Source organism: Anaerotignum propionicum DSM 1682 (assembly GCF_001561955.1).
In the GTDB taxonomy this organism is placed as follows: Bacteria; Bacillota; Clostridia; order Lachnospirales; family Anaerotignaceae; genus Chakrabartyella; species Chakrabartyella propionicum.
In genome coordinates, this window is sequence record NZ_CP014223.1 from 1,172,844 (window position 1) to 1,190,420 (window position 17,577).

Below are 17,577 nucleotides of genomic sequence, written 5' to 3' on the forward strand. Positions count from 1 at the left end.
AAGCAGGAGTGCTTTTAATTTGTCATAAATCAAGGAGGAATTTCTGTGGCAAGAAAATCAAGACGGAATCAGAAGAGAAAGAAAAGGCTGAGGCTCTTTTTTATTCTCATACTTGTTAGTTATATATTCATACTTGGTCACATGGAAATCAACAGACGAAACGTGGAGAATACCTACCACAGACTATTTCATGTTGATTCGGTAAACAAAAATGAGGATGATTGGAGCTTGGTTTTGGTTAACAAATGGAATCCTATTCTTACGCCATCGGAGATGAAGCTTACCGAAGTAGGCAAGGGACAATTCGTAGATGAGCGTATATATCCATACTTGCAAGCAATGTTTGATGATGCAAGAAAAAAAGGGATATATCCCATTGTTGCATCAGGATATCGAACACAAGAGATACAGCAAAGTATTTATGACGAAAAAATTTCAGCTTTTAAAGCGCAGGGGCTATCCTCCAAAGAAGCCAGAAAAGAAGCGGAGCTTTGGGTGGCCATTCCGGGTACCAGTGAGCATGAATTGGGAATTGCAGTTGACATTAACGCAGACGGAATTTATTCAAAGGGAAGTGAAGTGTATGAATGGCTTGCCAACAATGCCCATCGTTACGGATTTATTCAGCGTTATCCCTCCAATAAGACTGATATAACAGGAGTATCCCACGAACCATGGCATTATCGCTATGTTGGTGAAAAGGTGGCAACTGAAATTTATAATCAAAACATCTGTCTTGAAGAATACATTAGTTATATGAATAAATAAAAAATAATGACTGAATAAGAAATTGCACGATGGAAAAGAAAAAAATGGGTAAGAAATGATAATCAATCTTGTGCTGATGTGCACTGTTATTCCAAAAAAGAATTAGGAAGAATATGAATTCTTTCATAACAAAATTATTTTTTGGGAAATATTCTTGAGAACGGCGTTTTTTCGCTGGATGGGAAATAAATCAATTCAGTTGGAATAAATTGTAAATGCGGGTAGATCTTTATGATGCGACAATCTTGACAGGAAATGGGGCTATTGATATACTTATGTAAGATAATAACAATAGATATTATGAAAGGGGCATTGTCTTATCAAAGGAGCATTGGAGTCGGTATTGTGCGTAGCGAGGGCTGTCGCATAATTCAAATATGTAGATAGTCCTTGCGAAATCCTATTTAAACGATTTAGGAGGGCGCACAAATGGGCTATAAAAATGCAAATTGTGTATTACCGGAAAATTTAATTGTGGCAATACAGCAACATATAGATGGCGAATACCTTTATATTCCACGAAAAGATGAGAATAAAAGGGCATGGGGAGAGCGAAAAGATAGTAGACAACCATATATTCAGCGAAACGCTGATATTTTTGCAGAATATAAATGTGGAATGACTGTTGAGAATCTAGCCAATAAATATTTTTTATCCCCCAAAACGATCTATAAGATATTGTCTACTATGAAAAATAATAATTAGGCTGCAAAAGCGACATGGATTAAAAACGCCATGTCGCTTTTTTATTTCTGAACTGTTTTGTAGGGAGCTTTTATAAAATTGGGGATATATAATGAAGTATATTATAAAATAAGAAATGAAGAGAAGGAGAGATTACAATGGAATATCCAATGAGTCAAAAATATAACACCTCAAAATTACTGGCTAAAATCATGGGGCCTAACCCATTTAAGCTGCAAGAAGAAATGCTGGAAGACCACAAAATTCCTGCTGGCAGCGTCGTTTGCGACTTGGGAAGCGGGCAAGGACTTACAAGCGTTATGTTAGCAAAGGATTATGGGTTTAGGGTTTACGCCGCTGATTTGTGGAGTGAGCCCCATGAAAACTGTAAGTTTTTTTACGAAATGGGGTTAACCCCTGAACAAATCACCCCTGTTAAAGCTGATGCAACTGCTTTGCCCTTCGAAAAGGAATTTTTTGATGCAGTGGTAAGTACGGATTCCTACAATTTTTGGGGGCGTGATGGAGAATATTTAGATGCTAAGCTGTTACCCTTTGTAAAAAGCGGCGGTTATCTTTATGTTTGTGTTCCGGGTATGAAAAAGGATTGCCATGATAATCTACCAGAGGAATTGCTTCTCTCGTGGACACCGGAGCAGCTTGCATATCTGCATGATATTACTTATTGGAAGGACATATTGAGCCATAGTAAGAATGCTGATATTATTTCCATTTATGAAATGAAGGGTGACAATAATGAACTTTGGTCAGATTGGTTGAATCAAGAAAATGCGATTGCAGTGAATGACCGAAAGACGATGGAGGCAGGCGGAGGTAAATACCTAAATTTTATTGCTTTTGTGCTGCAAAAAAATGATGTAACTGATTTTTTTTAGTTAAAGATATGGAAATTCAAATGACTTTAATGTATTAATAAAAAGTCATATACTTTCTTGAAAAAGTATTGCATTATATAGAAATAAATGGTATTATATAGAAAATTTAATAAAAAATGGATGATGGATTCAAGAGAGACTGTTATGCAGCACCGAAGGGGAAAAACTCTCAGGTAAAAGGATTGAATTCTGACGATACTCTGGAGAACAACAATTGAGTTGTACCGAAGAAGTAATTACCGAAGAATGTGCAGACATTTTCGGTACTAATCTTTCAGGTTAAAAAGGACAGAGACTAATGTAAATATTCAAAAGGAATATTTGCAATAGTCTCTTTTTTTTTTACAAAAAGAAAAAAAGAAAAATGCAGAAGTAAAAAATAATTTGTAAAGGAGAATCGCAAAATGGGAAAAAAAACACCTCTATATCATACACACATGAATGCAAAGGGCAAAATGGTTGATTTTGCGGACTTTACCCTGCCTGTTCAGTATTGCGGCGTCATTGCGGAACACATGGCAGTTCGTACAAAGGCAGGTCTTTTCGACGTCTCCCACATGGGAGAAATACTGTGTACAGGCAAGGATGCTCTTGCCAATCTTCAGTATATGCTTACAAATGATTTTTCTAATATGACTGATGGTCAGGCGAGATACAGCCTGATGTGCAACGAAAATGGCGGTACGGTGGATGATTTAATTGTCTATAAAAGAGGAGAAAGTGATTATTTTATCGTAGTGAATGCCGCAAATAAGGATAAGGATTATGAATGGATGCTTGCGCACCAATTTGGAGATGTGGCGTTTACTGACATTTCAGATAAAGTGGCGCAGATAGCCCTTCAAGGCCCCAAATCCATTGATATTTTAAAGAAGCTGGCAGACGGCAAAAGTATTCCAGAGAAATATTATACTGTTTTGTTTGATGGAAATATCTCTGGTATTAATTGTATTATCTCAAGAACGGGATATACAGGGGAGGATGGCGTTGAAATTTATCTTGATTGGGAGGATGCGGAAAAACTGTGGAATTTGTTATTGGAAGTGGGGAAGGAGGATGGGTTGATTCCTTGCGGACTAGGTGCTAGAGATACACTGCGACTGGAGGCGGCAATGCCCCTGTATGGGCATGAGCTGAACAACGAAACTTCGCCATTAGAATGTGGTCTCCGTTTTGCTGTTAAGATGGCGAAAGAGGATTTTATCGGAAAAACTGCTATGCTACATAATGAAGAAAACAAGAGGGTTCGGGTAGGTCTTAAGGCTATTAGTAGGGGTATTATGCGAGAAAATGCTTCTGTTTATTTGGAAGACACGATCATTGGGCAGACAACATCAGGGACTCATTTTCCATTTTTGGGTTATTCCGGTGCCATTGCACTATTGAATCAAAAATGTGCCGTTGGAACGGTTGTGGAGGTTATGGCAAGAAACGGAAAAATAAAAGCAGAGATTGTTGCCCTGCCATTTTACAAGAGAACAAATGAAGTATAATAAGGAGGAGAAAATATGAAGATATTAAACGATTTATTTTATTCAAAATTTCATGAGTGGATTAAATTTGATGGAGAAAGTGCAATAGTGGGACTGACAGATTATGCCCAATCAGCGTTAGGTGATATTGTATTTGTTAATCTGCCGGAGGTGGGTGATGAAGTCGGTGTTGACGGTTCATTTGCAGATGTAGAGTCTGTAAAGGCAGTCTCTGACATTTATACCCCTGTGGGTGGCACAGTAAGTGCAATCAATGAGGAACTTTTGGATGCACCAGAAAAAATAAACCAAGATGCCTATGAAGCATGGCTGGTAAAGTTTGATAACATTACCGAAAAAGGGGAGCTTTTGCGTGCGGATGAATATAAGGCATTTATTGAAAGCATACAAGAAGATGCATAAATGGGGGTGAAACAATGGGAAGCTATGTTCCTTCAACAGATTTGGAAAGGCAAGAAATGCTTTCTACGTTCGGCTTGCATTCTGAAAAAGAACTTTTTGAAGATATACCCCAGCAGGTAAGGCTGAAAAAGGAACTTTGTTTACCCGAGGGTATGTCAGAACTGGAAGTACACAGGAATATGATGGGTCTGGCAAATAAAAATAAGGTTTTCACCTCTATTTTTAGAGGGGCAGGGGCATATAGACATTTTATTCCTGCAATTGTGAAAAGTGTTATATCTAAAGAAAGTCTTTTGACGGCATATACACCCTATCAGCCTGAAATCAGTCAGGGAATCTTGCAGTCAATCTTTGAATATCAAACAATGATCTGCGATTTAACGGGAATGGATGCCTCCAATGCATCGGTGTATGATGGAGCTACAGCGGCCGCCGAGAGCATTATGATGTGCCAGGAAAGAAAACGATCAAAGGTCTTTATTTCAAAGACCGTGAATCCATTCGTTTTGGATACCGTTTATACCTATTGTTTTGGTAAAAATATAGAACTCATCATCGTTCCTGAAAAAACGGCGTAACGGATATTTCATTTATTGAAAAGAAAATTGACTCATCTACGGCATGTGTGTATATTCAACAGCCAAATTTCTATGGCAGCTTTGAAGATGGGGAAAAGATAGGGGAAGTGACTCATAGTGCAGGAGCAAAATTTATTATGGGTGTAAACCCCATTTCCCTTGGAATTGCAAAAACACCCAGAGAATACAGTGCAGATATTGCAGTGGGAGAAGGTCAGCCGTTGGGGATACCCCTTAGCTTCGGAGGTCCGTATCTTGGGTTTATGGCAACGGTGGACGCCATGAAGAGAAAGCTTCCCGGTAGGATTGTTGGACAGACGAAGGATTCCAATGGAAAAATAGGATATGTGCTTACATTGCAGGCAAGAGAACAGCACATTAGAAGGGAGAAGTCATCCAGCAATATATGCTCCAATGAGGCTCTATGTGCCCTTGCGGCAGGCGTATATCTTTCTGCAATGGGAAAGAAAGGCCTACGAGAAGTGGCGGTTCAGAGTATGTCAAAGGCAGATTATCTGGCAGAAAGACTCAGTGAGTTGGGATTTAAGCTAGTCAATAAAGAGGAAATTTTTAATGAGTTTGTGACGGAATCCCCAAAACCTGTCAGTGAGGTGATGCGCCTTCTGGAGTCCAAAGGAATCTTAGGAGGATATCCATTGAGGGAAGAAAATAAAGGGAAAATTTTATGGTGCTGTACGGAAATGAACAGCAAGAAAGATATTGACGAATTAATTGCTATATTGCAGGAGGTGTGAGAAATGTTGGTTTTTGAAAAAAGTAGAGAAGGTCGAGGAACAAGTTTTTTGCCCTTATGTGATGTGCCGGAAGTATTACCCTCCTCACAATTTCAAAGAAAGATACCTTTGAAGCTGCCTGAAATAGCAGAGACTGATTTAAACAGGCATTATAGTGAGCTTGGGGAGAAAGCATATGGCGTAAATCATGGTGCTTATCCATTGGGCTCATGTACCATGAAGTATAACCCTAAAATAAATGAGGCAATGGCAGGTCTCAGTGGATTTACTGAAATTCATCCATTGCAGACGGAGGATACGGTACAAGGCTGTCTTGAAGTGATGAATTTGCTGGAGAAATATCTCTGCGAAATAACTGGGATGACTCACTTTACCATGCAGCCAGGGGCAGGTGCCCATGGAGAGTTAACGGGACTTTTGATGATAAAGGCGTATCACCAAAAACTTGGGGATACAAAAAGAACCAAGATTATTGTTCCCGATTCTGCCCATGGAACAAATCCGGCGAGTGCAACAATGGCAGGCTTTGAGACGATAACGGTTCCATCTAATCAAGATGGGGGTGTAGATATTGAAAAACTGAAAGAAGCTGTGGGAAGTGATACCGCAGGGCTTATGCTGACAAATCCCAATACACTGGGTTTGTTTGATAAGAATATCTTGGAGATTACCAATATCATACATAGCTGCGGAGGAATCAATTATTATGACGGGGCAAACCTAAATGCGATTATGGGGATTGCAAGACCCGGTGATATGGGGTTTGATGTGATTCATGTAAATTTACATAAGACTTTTTCTACACCTCATGGTGGCGGTGGCCCCGGAAGTGGCCCTGTTGGTTGCAAGGAATTTCTTTCAGAATTTCTGCCGTCAGTGCGGAGTGAAGAAAAAGACGGTAAATTCTGTTTTGTAAAAGCAGAAAGCTCTATAGGGGAAATGAAAAGCTTTTTTGGCAATTTTTTGGTGGTGGTGAGAGCCCTTGCTTATCTTATGACACTGGGAAAAGAAGGTATTTTACAAGCCAGTGAAAATGCAGTGCTGAACGCTAATTATATGCTTTATAAATTAAAGGATTTGTTCACCCCTGCCTATGATAAAGCCTGTATGCATGAATTTGTTTTAAGCTTAGAAAAGCTAAAAAAAGAAACAGGGGTGTCTGCGTTGGATATTGCAAAGGGGATGATTGACAAAGGAATTCACCCGCCCACCATGTATTTCCCTCTGATTGTTCATGAAGCATTGATGTTTGAACCCACAGAAACGGAATCAAAGGAAACCATGGATAATTTGATTCAAATTCTGAGAGATTTATATGAGGAAGCCCATACAACTCCAGAAATATTTCATACGGCACCGTTTTCAACTCCCATTGCAAGGTTGAATGAGGTTGAGGCCGCAAGAAATCCTATACTTAAGTATCAATGGCCTAATGAGGAAGGTGCTATTTAAGCACACCTTATAACAAAGTGGGCTTTCAAACGGACCTTGAATTTTTAGCTCACATAAAAGTAAGAAAGGGCTAATCGAGATGGATTAAGGATAAAAAGGGGTTGAATGTATATGGATAAAACTTTTGATTTAATCGTGATTGGAGCAGGCCCCGGTGGCTATGTTGCCGCAATCAAAGCTGCAAAGCTTGGTCTTAGTACTGCCATTATTGAATATAGGGAAGTGGGCGGAACTTGCTTGAATCGAGGATGTATCCCCACTAAAGCCATGCTTCATGCTGCCAGCTTATACAAAGAAATCAAAGAGGCTGAACGATTTGGGGTTTTTGCAGAGAATGTATCTTTTGAGTATTCAAAAATTATGGAATACAAAGAGGATACCTGTTTAAAACTTCGAGAAGGAATTTTAAGCCTTCTGAAAGCCAACGGTGTGGCGCTGATAACGGGAAAAGCTAGACTTGAGAAGGATAAAACAGTCACTGTAACTCATGACGAAACAGTTGATACCTACAGAGCCAAAAGCATTATATTGGCCACCGGCGCTGTTCCATCAAAAATTCCGGTAGAAGGAAGTCAACTTGATGGAGTATTAAACAGCGAGGATTTGTTTCTTCTTGAGGAAGTTCCCCAAAGCTTAGTTATTGTGGGTGGTGGTGTTATTGGCGTAGAAATGGCTAAAGTATTTAGTTCTTTGCATACAAAGATAACTTTGATTGAGGCGGCGCCAAGACTGATTTCCAATTTTGATAAGGAAATTGCCCAGAGTTTAAAAATGATGCTGAAAAAACAGGGTGTTGAAATATTTACATCCTCTCTTATAAAAAATATTGAAAAAAACAAGGAGGGCTTATTATGCTCCTTTGATGAGGATGGAGAAAAAAAGAAAGTCTCAGCTCAGTATGTGCTCTTTGCTGTAGGACGTGAGCCAAATACCCATGGGCTATTCGGTGAAGGTATAACAATTGAAATGGCAGGTAAAAAGGTCGCTGTTAATGATGGCTTTGAAACAAGCATAAAAGGTGTATATGCAATTGGTGATTTATCTAGCGATATACAACTGGCACACAATGCAATTGCTCAGGGGATTCAGATTGCCCATAGGCTGGGTGGTGGCAATTCAACGGAAGAGTTAAGAGTTATTCCCAGTTGTATTTATACCAACCCCGAAATAGCCTCGGTAGGCATTACGGAGGAGGAGGCAAAGAAAAAGGAAATCCCAGTAAAAGTGGGAAAATTTATTATGAGTGGAAATGGAAAAACCCTTATATCTAAAGATGAGAGAGGGTTTATAAAAGTGATTAGCCATAGCAAAAGTGGAATCATTTTGGGTGCACAACTTATGTGTGCAAGAGCAACGGATATGGTTGGCGAGTTTGCAATGGCAATTACCAATAGGCTGACAGTAGATGATATGCTTAAGACAGTTAGACCACATCCAACTTATAATGAGGCCATAACGGAAGCATTGGAGGAGATAGAAGGTCAAGGAATTCATGTTATGCCAAAAAGAAAAATTTAAGGTGGTTTGAAACGGCAGGTTGTATGAACTTCATAGGAGGTTTTTCAAAATAATATTTTCAAATGAAATAAAAAGAGTGTCGAGGAACTGATTCACAATTTCTTGCCACTCTTCTTTTATTATGTAGAAATAGGAATGATTGAAGTAGTTATTTTTTATTGGAAGATAACAAAGGATGACGAAAAAAATATTGGTGAGTATGTAAGGACATGCAATATAGGTAAGGACAGAACCAAAATTCGGCTCTGTCCTTTAGCAACTCCCCTTATATATTTAATATCAGTTGTTCAGTTTATACAAACTTGTCACTCTCTATATTCATTTCTTTTTTTCATAAAGTTTTTTTACAGTCTGTTAAATCTGCATGCAATGGTTTCCAATAACGAGAACCACTTGGTTCCCGGCATAATAACCCGTTATCAACAAGCTCTCGTCTTAGAATGAAATAATCGGAAAAAGTGTGCCATTCATCGCAAATGCAGTTTACCTCTTTTTCGGTATAATTGCGATTGGCTTCAAATTTTTCTGCCAAATAGCTTAGAACTTCAATTCTATAGGTTTTCTTCTCTGGCAATTGTTTGATTTTTCCGGATTCATCAAGAAACCTGTTGATTATATTTTTTTGTTCCAAATTTATAGTCCTCCTTCCGATAATTTATCAGTCCATATTTCTAACAAAATATTGATATCCTCCGCAAATTCACCTTCTGTTTGAAGTTCTTTTTTTTGCAGCTCCTCTAAGATTTCATAGGAGAAAGAGGATTTCCCAAATTGATTCCATGCTTCTGCCATACAAGGTTCGGGACTTGAATCCATTGATAAAGAAAATTGAAAGCGGTTCTTCGAGCCTTGTAAATCTATTGCTGCTCGAACCCAAAATGCATCATTTGCATTACACTGAATGCGGTATACTCCTCCGACGAGTACTCTGTTCTTATATTGCTCCTTCAAAGCTTTTTTTGAAAGCTTATCCATTTGTTTCACCATCCTTATAACCTTATAATTAATCTGTCAATATTACATAGAAAAGAGATATCATGACTTTTCATATAACTTTAATAACTCACGAACATCAATGTCTAAAATATTTGAAAGCTTTAGAATGAAGCAGATATCTGGCTTACCGAATCCGCACTCCCATTTTGAGATTGCTTTATCGCTGATTTCTATTTTGTCGGCAAGTTGTTTTTGCGTCATTTTCTGTTCCAAGCGTGCCTTACGAATGATAGAGCCAATTTGTTTGTTTTGCATGATTTCCCCTCCATAAAGCCATTGTAATCCTTTATAACTTATTTTTAAATAAACGCTCCGTAGAGTCCTGGAACAATAAATAAAAAATTGAGTTTAAAAGGAGTAATTTTAGAAAGAATGAGAAACATTCGTCAAGAAAATGGAATAGGTGAGTAATGGCAGAAATAAAATGGGTATTCAATATAAAAACCTACCACATAAATCGTGATAGGTTTCTATTTTAAGTCAATCAATATATTATAATAATTCTTTATAACTTTTTATGTATTTATCAGCATGAGAACGTATTTCTCTGCTATCTGCCTCTGTGACATGATCAGCGATGGCATAAACGGTAAATCCCCCTTTTTTTGCACCCTGCACTGCATAAAGGGCATCTTCAAAAACAATGGTGTTTTCCAAAGAGCCACCCAGCTTTTCCATGGCAATACGAAAGACATCAGGCTCGCTTTTAAAGTGCCCGGTTTCACTGCATGTTAAAATAAACTGAAAATATTTTAAAAGATCCAGGCGCTCTAAAGCAGGATGAATATAACTTGCTTCTGATGCAGTTAAGACGCACATTTTAGTGCCATTTTCCAATTCTCTATCTAGAAAGTCTCTGGCGTAAGGTTTTAGTGGAATTGTATTCTTATAGGCATCTTCTACATAATGAATAATTTCATGAATGATTTCTTCTTGGCTGTGGGTTACTCCTAAATTAGAGCGAAAATAATCCGCCGTTTGGCCGATTGTTTGAGCTTTCACAACACTATGTAAATTTTCAGGCACAGAAAAACCATGCTTTAATAAGAAGTTACGCCCTGTGTCTTTCCAAACTGGCATAGAATCAATTAAAGTGCCGTCAAGGTCAAAAATAATACTTTTCATAATTTCTCCTTTGTTATTTGAATTTATCCGTTTTTTCAGCAATGGTCAAAACGCCGTTTGGGTTATGAAAAATTTTCACATATGACTTGGTGGATGGGGCACCAAGTTCCACAGGTATTTCCTGACAGCGCTTTATAATAGACATCAAAGTCTCAAAGTCACCTTCTATAGTGGTTTCAAATGGGCCAACCATATAATTGCAGCCTGTGGAATCGATGTATTCAATAACATGATCCACAATAGCGCAGATTTTATCCATTTCTGTAATATCGGGCAATACCTGAATGGCAATGCTGGTTGTATACATTTTCATTCCTCCTTTTTGAGCAGTGTACCATTTTTTATATAAAAACTCAAGAATTGTTCCAGACTTTTTCTCATGAACCAATATATTTTTAAGTAAGTTTTTGCTATAATCTATTCTAGAACAATCTAGATGAAAAATTAAACATATAAGGAGATTTGTCATGGAATACCGTATTGAAAAAGACTCTATGGGTGAAGTAAAGGTTCCGGTGGGGGTGTACTGGGGTGCTCAAACCCAAAGGAGCTTTGAAAATTTTAAAATCAGCACCGAAAAAATCCCGATGGAAATTATCTATGCCTTTGCAATTCTGAAAAAAGCAGTTGCCCAAGCCAACAACCGTTTAGGTAAGCTGGATGATAAAAAATGTGTTTTGATTGGTCAGGTTTGTGATGAAATTCTGGCAGGGAAGCATGATGATCAATTTCCTTTGGCTGTGTGGCAAACAGGTAGTGGTACACAGTCTAATATGAATGTCAATGAAGTGATTGCCAATCGTGGGAATGAGATTGTCGGAGAAAAACTTTTGCATCCCAATGACCATGTGAATATGTCTCAAAGTTCAAATGATACATTTCCCACAGCCATGCATATTGCGGCAGCTTTGGAAACGAAAAAACAGCTTCTTCCTGCCTTAGAGCGGATGATTTTTGAGCTGAAACGCTTGGAAAAAGAAAATATGGGAATTGTAAAAACAGGGAGAACCCATTTGCAGGATGCCACACCCATTAGCTTTTCTCAAGAAATCAGCGGTTGGCGGAATATGCTGGAAAAAACAAAGGCGATGATTGAAACTAGCCTTTCAGGGGTGCAGGAGCTTGCATTAGGCGGCACAGCGGTAGGTACAGGATTGAATGCGCCAAAAGGTTTTGCGGAGGTTGCAGCAGAAGAAGTATCCAATTTGACAGATACACATTTTGTTACTGCAGAAAATAAATTTCATGCTTTAACTGCAAAGGATGAGTTGGTTTTTGCCCATGGGGCACTAAAGGCTTTGGCTGCAAATTTAATGAAAATTGCCAATGATGTGCGCTGGCTTTCTAGCGGCCCTCGTTGCGGTTTGGGAGAAATCCTTATTCCTGAAAACGAGCCGGGAAGTTCTATTATGCCTGGTAAGGTAAATCCAACTCAATGTGAGGCTCTTACTATGGTAGCAGTTCAGGTAATGGCCAATGATACAGCCGTTGGTATTTGTGCATCCCAAGGAAATTTTGAGCTGAATGTTTATATGCCTGTATGTATTTATAATTTTTTGCAGTCTGTTCGCCTTTTGGCAGATGGCTTGGAATCCTTCCGTGTCCATTGTGTTTCAGGCATTCAGGCGAATAAAGAAAAGATGCATGAAAATCTGCACCGCTCCCTGATGTTGGTTACTTGTTTAAACCCTTATATAGGATATGAAAATGCAGCAAAGACAGCGAAGAAAGCTTATATCGAAAATATCTCTTTAAGAGAGGCTTGTGTTGAACTAGGATTTTTAACAAAAGAAAAATTCGATGAGGTTTTCCGTCCTGAAAGCATGGTTTAATCATTGGATAACGGAACTGCAATAGCCAAAAATGCTCTTTTTACTGGTTGAGAATAAAAATTTAAGAAAAAGTTCCTTTAATTTAAGTAATTTTTAAAATATAATCCTTCAAACTGATGTAAAATTATTTTACAGGGTCTGAAGGGTTTTTTTTGATGAAATTTAAAATTTAAATTACACAGCGAAAAATCTAATTTTTCCTCAAAAATTTCAATTAAATTGCCTTTTAATCTAAATTAAAATAGTTTATTTTGCGAAATTAAAATGTAACTATTGATTCTAGTTTACAAATATTGTTATTTCTGAATCTGAGTTAATTGTGAAATTGTAACAAATTTGATTAAAAATAGTGTATACAGAAATAAAAATATAGTGGAAAGTGCATATTATTACTATTATTCTCTATACAATATTTTCCAATTCAAACCATGTAATATTTACCCAATAATGCTATAATGATATCATGGGTAAGTTATTAAGAGCTGAAATGCCCTGTGAAATGAAAGGAATCGGGGGTGTGATTAGAAAATCTGAAGCGTTTGATTCATACATTTTAGAGTAACGTAGTGAAAAGGGGGAATACATAACGTGAAACGTTTAGTACAAAACAAAAAGGCTTTATCTATGGCGTTAGCTGCGGCTTTGGCGATTGCGCCAGTAAGCGCCTTCGCTGCTTCAAATGACATTCGTGGTCATTGGGCTGAGAGAACAATTACACAATGGCAGGATAAAGGTTTGATTGGTGGCTACCAAGATGGTACCTTTAAGCCCGATAAGCCAGCAACAAGAGCTGAATTTGCTCGCATTATGAACCAAGCATTGGGCTTGAATCATAAAGGAAATGTATCTTTTTCCGATGTTTCCAGCAGAGATTGGTTTTATAATGACGTAGCAATTGCAATGGGAGAACAGTATACTGCGGGTTATCCCGATGGTACTTTTAAACCCAATGAAATCATAACCAGAGCACAAGCAGCAGTTTTTATCGCAAAAGCCCTTGGTGCATCTGGAGGTTCACTGGCATCCTTTAAAGACGCATCCAGTATTCCTGCTTGGGCACAGGGTGCAGTAGGCGGAATTGTTGAAAAAGGTTATATGAGCGGCTATCCTGATGGAACATTCAGACCAAATGCTGTTTTAACCAGAGCAGAAGCTGTTTCTACCTTAAATAGAATTATGGGTGTAAAACCTGTAGAGGAAGAAACCAAGAAAACAGAAAAAGATGTTGTGATTGATGAAAGCGGAACAAAGCTGAAAGATCAAACAATTGAAGGAAATTTAACCATTTCCGACAAAGTTGGTAAAGGTAAGGTTACTTTAAGTAATGTTGAAATCAAAGGTGATTTGATTATTCAAGGTGGTGGGGAAAACTCCGTTTATTTAGACAACACAGTTGTTGAAGGTAAGACAGTTATGGACAAGAAGAATGTTCACCTCGAAGTTTCCGGAAAAACAAAGCTTCCAAATGTAGAAATTAAAAAAGCATGCAGCATGACTACCAGCAATTTCTCTGGAGAAGTGAAGAAAATTAGTATTACGTCGGCAATTTCTGATAAAACAACAATTGGTGTTTCAGCAGATAAGCTATATGTGGAAGGTAAAGCAAATCTTTATATTACCAGGGACATTGCTCAAGTAATTGTCGAGAAAGATGCAGCTGGAACAGAATTAGAGATAAGCAGTAACGGAAAAGTTTCGACTCTTACTGCAGATGGAAAAGTAGCGCTAAGTGGTAGTGGTAAAATTTCCACATTAGAGGCAAATGTTGATGGGATTACATATACCTCTGCTATGACAATTAATAAAACTGAAACAGCCAAGGGTGTAGACAAACCTAGTAGAACAAATGAATCCAGCAGTAGTTCTTCCTCTTCTAGCAAAACGAGTGTAAGTGCGATTGGGATCACTGGTACTGCTGTAGTTGGCGCAAAACTAACTGCAACACCAACACCAGCAGCAGCTACCGGCACATATCAGTGGCAAAGATGCGATACAGTAAACGGAACATACACAAATATTACTGGTGCGACAGCAAGCACATATACAATTGCTACTGGCGATGCAGGTAAGTATTTAAGAGTTGTTTTTTCAGCTTCAGGCAACTATAAGGGTACTCAAACCAGTGTAGCGACAGCAGCAATCGGTACAGCGGTAGTGCCGAGTGTAAAAGTAACAGCATTGGCATTTACAGATACAGACACCGATGCTGCTCAAATGGGCGGAACAGTAACATGGACAGCACCAACAAATGTTTCCAATGTAACAGGTTATGTAGTTTATGCATCAACAGATGGAATAACTAAGGGAGCTAAATTAGGCGAAGTAGGAGTAGGAACAAATCAATTAGTGATACCTGCAAATACAACATATGCAGCGCATATTATTGTTGTAGCAAAGAATATAACAGGCGAAGCAGTGTCAGCTAACTATGCAAGTGTTGCTGTAACCGATGTGGTGGCAGACCCAGCAGCAGGGGCAACATCAGAGCTTGCTAAGGTAACCGATGCAGTAGTAACAACAGTACCAAACGGAACAACGAATGATAAAGCTAGTATTGAAGCAGCAATGTTGGTATTAGCAAATGCAGCAGTTGATTCCGCAAACTACACGGTAACCATTGCATCAGGCTCAGCTTACGATGCAGGAACAAAAGCATGGACTGGTAAATTTGTAGTAACAAACAAAACAACACCAGCAAATACAAAGACAGATGCAGCCAATAGAAATATCACAGTAGTAATTGCAGCAGACCCAGCAGCAGGGGCAACATCAGAGCTTGCTAAGGTAACCGATGCAGTAGTAACAACAGTACCAAACGGAACAACGAATGATAAAGCAAGTATTGAAGCAGCAATGTTGGTATTAGCAAATGCAGCAGTTGATTCCGCAAACTACACGGTAACCATTGCATCAGGCTCAGCTTACGATGCAGGAACAAAAGCATGGACTGGTAAATTTGTAGTAACAAACAAAACAACACCAGCAAATACAAAGACAGATGCAGCCAATAGAAATATCACAGTAGTAATTGCAGCATAAGTAATCAGATTATTTTGTAATAACGTCAATTATAAGTAACCCAAAAGCCCTCATACCTCTCCGGTACGAGGGCTTTTCTCTTGTCCCAGAAAAATGATTATCATTCAAGCTTGTTTCGCCATGGCTTATTGACCATGCACTAAAATCACTGTATAATTCAAAAAGATGAAGTAAATCCCAGAGTTATACTTATAAAACTAGCATGAAATATAAAGGAGATCTTATCCATGAGCATCGAAGAACAAGCATTAAAACTGCATTATGAAATGCAAGGTAAAATAGAAGTGGTTTCCAGAAAAGAAATTACAACCAGGGAGGATTTATCCTTGCTTTATACCCCCGGCGTTGCGGAGCCTTGTCGGGTGATTGAGAAAAACTATGAGGAGTCCTTTCGGCTGACACGCCGTTCCAATTTGGTTGCTGTGGTGACAGACGGCACGGCAGTTCTTGGATTAGGGGACATTGGCCCTGCGGCGGGAATGCCCGTTATGGAAGGGAAATGCGTGCTATTTAAGGAGTTTGGCGGTGTGGATGCCTTTCCTCTTTGCATTGATTCCAAAGATGTGGATACCATCGTGAACACCATTTATTTGATTTCCAAAAGCTTTGGTGGCATTAATTTAGAAGATATTTCTGCGCCTCGTTGCTTTGAAATCGAACGGAAGCTCAAAGAAATTTGCGATATCCCCATATTTCATGATGACCAGCATGGAACGGCCATTGTGGTTGCGGCGGCTATGATAAACGCCATGAAAGTGGTTGGCAAAAAAATGGGTGAAATGAAAATTGTCATCAATGGTGCGGGGGCGGCTGGCATTGCCATCGGGAAGCTTCTCATTGCCATGGGTTTTGGCAATATTGTGATGTGTGATATTAACGGCATCATTTGTGAGGGTGATGAAGGCTTAAATGCTGGGCAGGAGGAAATCTCTCATATTAGCAACATCCACAAGGAAAAGGGGGATTTAGCCGATGCTATGAGAGGTGCAGATGCTTTTGTTGGTGTTTCCCGTCCCAAAATGGTAACCGGGGAAATGGTGGCGTCCATGAACAAGGGTATTGTTTTCGCCATGGCAAATCCTATCCCCGAGATTATGCCTGATGAGGCATTGGCGGCAGGTGCGGCTGTGGTTGGTACAGGCCGTTCTGATTTTCCGAATCAGATTAATAACGTGTTGATTTTCCCTGGGATTTTCAAGGGAGCTTTAGCGGTTCGTGCTAAGGAGATTACAGAGGGGATGAAGCAAAGAGCGGCATATGCCATTGCTGCTATGATTCCTGATCATGAGTTGCATGAAGAAAATATTATTCCATCTGCTTTAGATAAGTCTGTAGCGGATGCAGTGGCAAAAGCTGTAGCCGATGTGGCAATCGAAGAGGGCATTGCTCGTGTGAAGCCATAAATTCATTAATAAACGCAGAACAATGGATTTGCAAAATTCTGAGCCAGCATATTTTCCGGCTTTACAGAATTTTTACTGCAATATCCTTTTTCTCAGACAAATAGCATGAGACGGGTTGTTCTTGTAATGAAAAAAAGGTCGGGCTTTTTATTTAAGAAGCCAGACCTTTTTGATTTATAGATGTATTGCCTATTTTGACGTGAATGCTTTCTCAAAAACCGAAAGAAAGGTCATATCATCTTCTTTTGTCCGTTTATGAATGTGCCCACTTTTCCCCTTTTTTTGCCGCCGCATTTCTCGGGAAAGGTGACGCTCAAAAAGCATACGCTCAATATTTTCAGCGGTATAAAAAAAGCCATTTGGATGGATTGCAGTAGCTTTTTTTCCTAAAATCAAAGTAGCAAGGCCATAATCGGCAGTGACACAAATATCGCCTTTTTCTGTACGGTTGGCAATGGCTAAATCAGCACTATCCGCCCCTTGGTCAACAGTAACAACATGTACGTTGGTTTCAGGGTAAAATAAAATATGAGAGGCATCGGTAACCATATAAACCTCTACATTATTTTTCGTTGCTATTTCAACGATAATTTCTTTCACTGGGCAGGCATCTGCATCGACAAGAACTTTCATTTT

Annotated in this window: 16 protein-coding genes, 1 pseudogene and 1 riboswitch; of the genes and pseudogenes, 11 read left to right on the forward strand and 6 right to left on the reverse strand. The window is 38.9% G+C overall.

The genetic code is table 11. From position 1 onward, the window contains the following. Positions 1-45: 45 nt before the first annotated feature. The 8 genes and pseudogenes from CPRO_RS05640 (at position 46) to lpdA (ending at position 8,546) form a co-directional block, all read left to right on the forward strand. Positions 46-768 (forward strand): M15 family metallopeptidase, encoded by a 723-nt coding sequence (locus CPRO_RS05640; RefSeq protein ID WP_066048887.1) that lies wholly within the window; start codon positions 46-48, stop codon positions 766-768. A 429-nt stretch (positions 769-1,197) separates the two neighbouring features. Continuing rightward, the gene (locus CPRO_RS05645) at positions 1,198-1,473 is read left to right on the forward strand and encodes a CD3324 family protein (RefSeq protein WP_066048890.1); all 276 of its coding nucleotides are present in this window, start codon (positions 1,198-1,200) and stop codon (positions 1,471-1,473) included. 137 nt (positions 1,474-1,610) lie between these two features. Beyond that, positions 1,611-2,348 (forward strand): SAM-dependent methyltransferase, encoded by a 738-nt coding sequence (locus CPRO_RS05650; RefSeq protein WP_066048893.1) that lies wholly within the window; start codon positions 1,611-1,613, stop codon positions 2,346-2,348. 120 nt (positions 2,349-2,468) lie between these two features. Beyond that, positions 2,469-2,543, forward strand: a riboswitch (glycine riboswitch). Between the two features lie 209 nt (positions 2,544-2,752). Continuing rightward, positions 2,753-3,841 (forward strand): glycine cleavage system aminomethyltransferase GcvT, encoded by a 1,089-nt coding sequence (gene gcvT, locus CPRO_RS05655; RefSeq protein ID WP_066048896.1) that lies wholly within the window; start codon positions 2,753-2,755, stop codon positions 3,839-3,841. 15 nt (positions 3,842-3,856) lie between these two features. Continuing rightward, positions 3,857-4,243, forward strand: a complete 387-nt coding sequence (gene gcvH / locus CPRO_RS05660) for a glycine cleavage system protein GcvH (RefSeq protein WP_066048898.1) — start codon at positions 3,857-3,859, stop codon at positions 4,241-4,243. A gap of 14 nt (positions 4,244-4,257) precedes the next feature. After that, a pseudogene (gene gcvPA, locus CPRO_RS16125) lies at positions 4,258-5,576 on the forward strand (aminomethyl-transferring glycine dehydrogenase subunit GcvPA). A gap of 3 nt (positions 5,577-5,579) precedes the next feature. After that, the gene (gcvPB, locus tag CPRO_RS05670) at positions 5,580-7,028 is read left to right on the forward strand and encodes an aminomethyl-transferring glycine dehydrogenase subunit GcvPB (RefSeq protein ID WP_066048901.1); all 1,449 of its coding nucleotides are present in this window, start codon (positions 5,580-5,582) and stop codon (positions 7,026-7,028) included. A gap of 111 nt (positions 7,029-7,139) precedes the next feature. Continuing rightward, positions 7,140-8,546 carry a dihydrolipoyl dehydrogenase gene (gene lpdA, locus CPRO_RS05675; protein WP_066048904.1) on the forward strand — a complete coding sequence of 469 codons (1,407 nt, stop codon included), beginning with the start codon at positions 7,140-7,142 and terminating at the stop codon, positions 8,544-8,546. 331 nt (positions 8,547-8,877) lie between these two features. On the opposite strand, the gene CPRO_RS05680 is transcribed toward lpdA, so the two are convergent. The 5 genes from CPRO_RS05680 to CPRO_RS05700 form a co-directional block, all read right to left on the reverse strand. After that, on the reverse strand, positions 8,878-9,177 hold the full coding sequence (locus CPRO_RS05680; RefSeq protein ID WP_066048906.1) for a DUF2087 domain-containing protein: 300 nt from the start codon (positions 9,175-9,177) through the stop codon (positions 8,878-8,880). A 2-nt stretch (positions 9,178-9,179) separates the two neighbouring features. After that, on the reverse strand, positions 9,180-9,521 hold the full coding sequence (locus tag CPRO_RS05685; protein WP_066048909.1) for a GIY-YIG nuclease family protein: 342 nt from the start codon (positions 9,519-9,521) through the stop codon (positions 9,180-9,182). 60 nt (positions 9,522-9,581) lie between these two features. Beyond that, complete coding sequence (locus tag CPRO_RS05690; RefSeq protein ID WP_066048911.1) at positions 9,582-9,797, reverse strand: helix-turn-helix domain-containing protein; 216 nt, start codon at positions 9,795-9,797, stop codon at positions 9,582-9,584. Positions 9,798-10,034: 237 nt separating this feature from the next. Continuing rightward, entirely contained in the window at positions 10,035-10,667 is a 633-nt protein-coding gene (locus CPRO_RS05695) for an HAD family hydrolase (protein WP_066048914.1), read from the reverse strand. Positions 10,668-10,680: 13 nt separating this feature from the next. Then, positions 10,681-10,974: a thiamine-binding protein gene (locus tag CPRO_RS05700; RefSeq protein ID WP_066048917.1), complete on the reverse strand. Its 294-nt coding sequence runs from the start codon at positions 10,972-10,974 to the stop codon at positions 10,681-10,683. Positions 10,975-11,134: 160 nt separating this feature from the next. Between CPRO_RS05700 and fumC the strand changes: the two genes are divergently transcribed. The 3 genes from fumC (at position 11,135) to CPRO_RS05715 (ending at position 16,941) form a co-directional block, all read left to right on the forward strand. Beyond that, a complete protein-coding gene (gene fumC, locus CPRO_RS05705; protein WP_066048920.1) occupies positions 11,135-12,499 on the forward strand; it encodes a class II fumarate hydratase in 1,365 nt (454 codons plus the stop codon). Between the two features lie 588 nt (positions 12,500-13,087). Continuing rightward, positions 13,088-15,538, forward strand: a complete 2,451-nt coding sequence (locus tag CPRO_RS05710; protein ID WP_066048923.1) for an S-layer homology domain-containing protein — start codon at positions 13,088-13,090, stop codon at positions 15,536-15,538. A 227-nt stretch (positions 15,539-15,765) separates the two neighbouring features. Next, the gene (locus CPRO_RS05715) at positions 15,766-16,941 is read left to right on the forward strand and encodes an NAD(P)-dependent malic enzyme (RefSeq protein ID WP_066048927.1); all 1,176 of its coding nucleotides are present in this window, start codon (positions 15,766-15,768) and stop codon (positions 16,939-16,941) included. A 189-nt stretch (positions 16,942-17,130) separates the two neighbouring features. Here the strand turns inward: CPRO_RS05715 and CPRO_RS05720 are convergent, their stop codons facing one another. Continuing rightward, on the reverse strand, positions 17,131-17,574 hold the full coding sequence (locus CPRO_RS05720) for a YaiI/YqxD family protein (protein WP_066048930.1): 444 nt from the start codon (positions 17,572-17,574) through the stop codon (positions 17,131-17,133). Between the last annotated feature and the right edge of the window lie 3 nt (positions 17,575-17,577).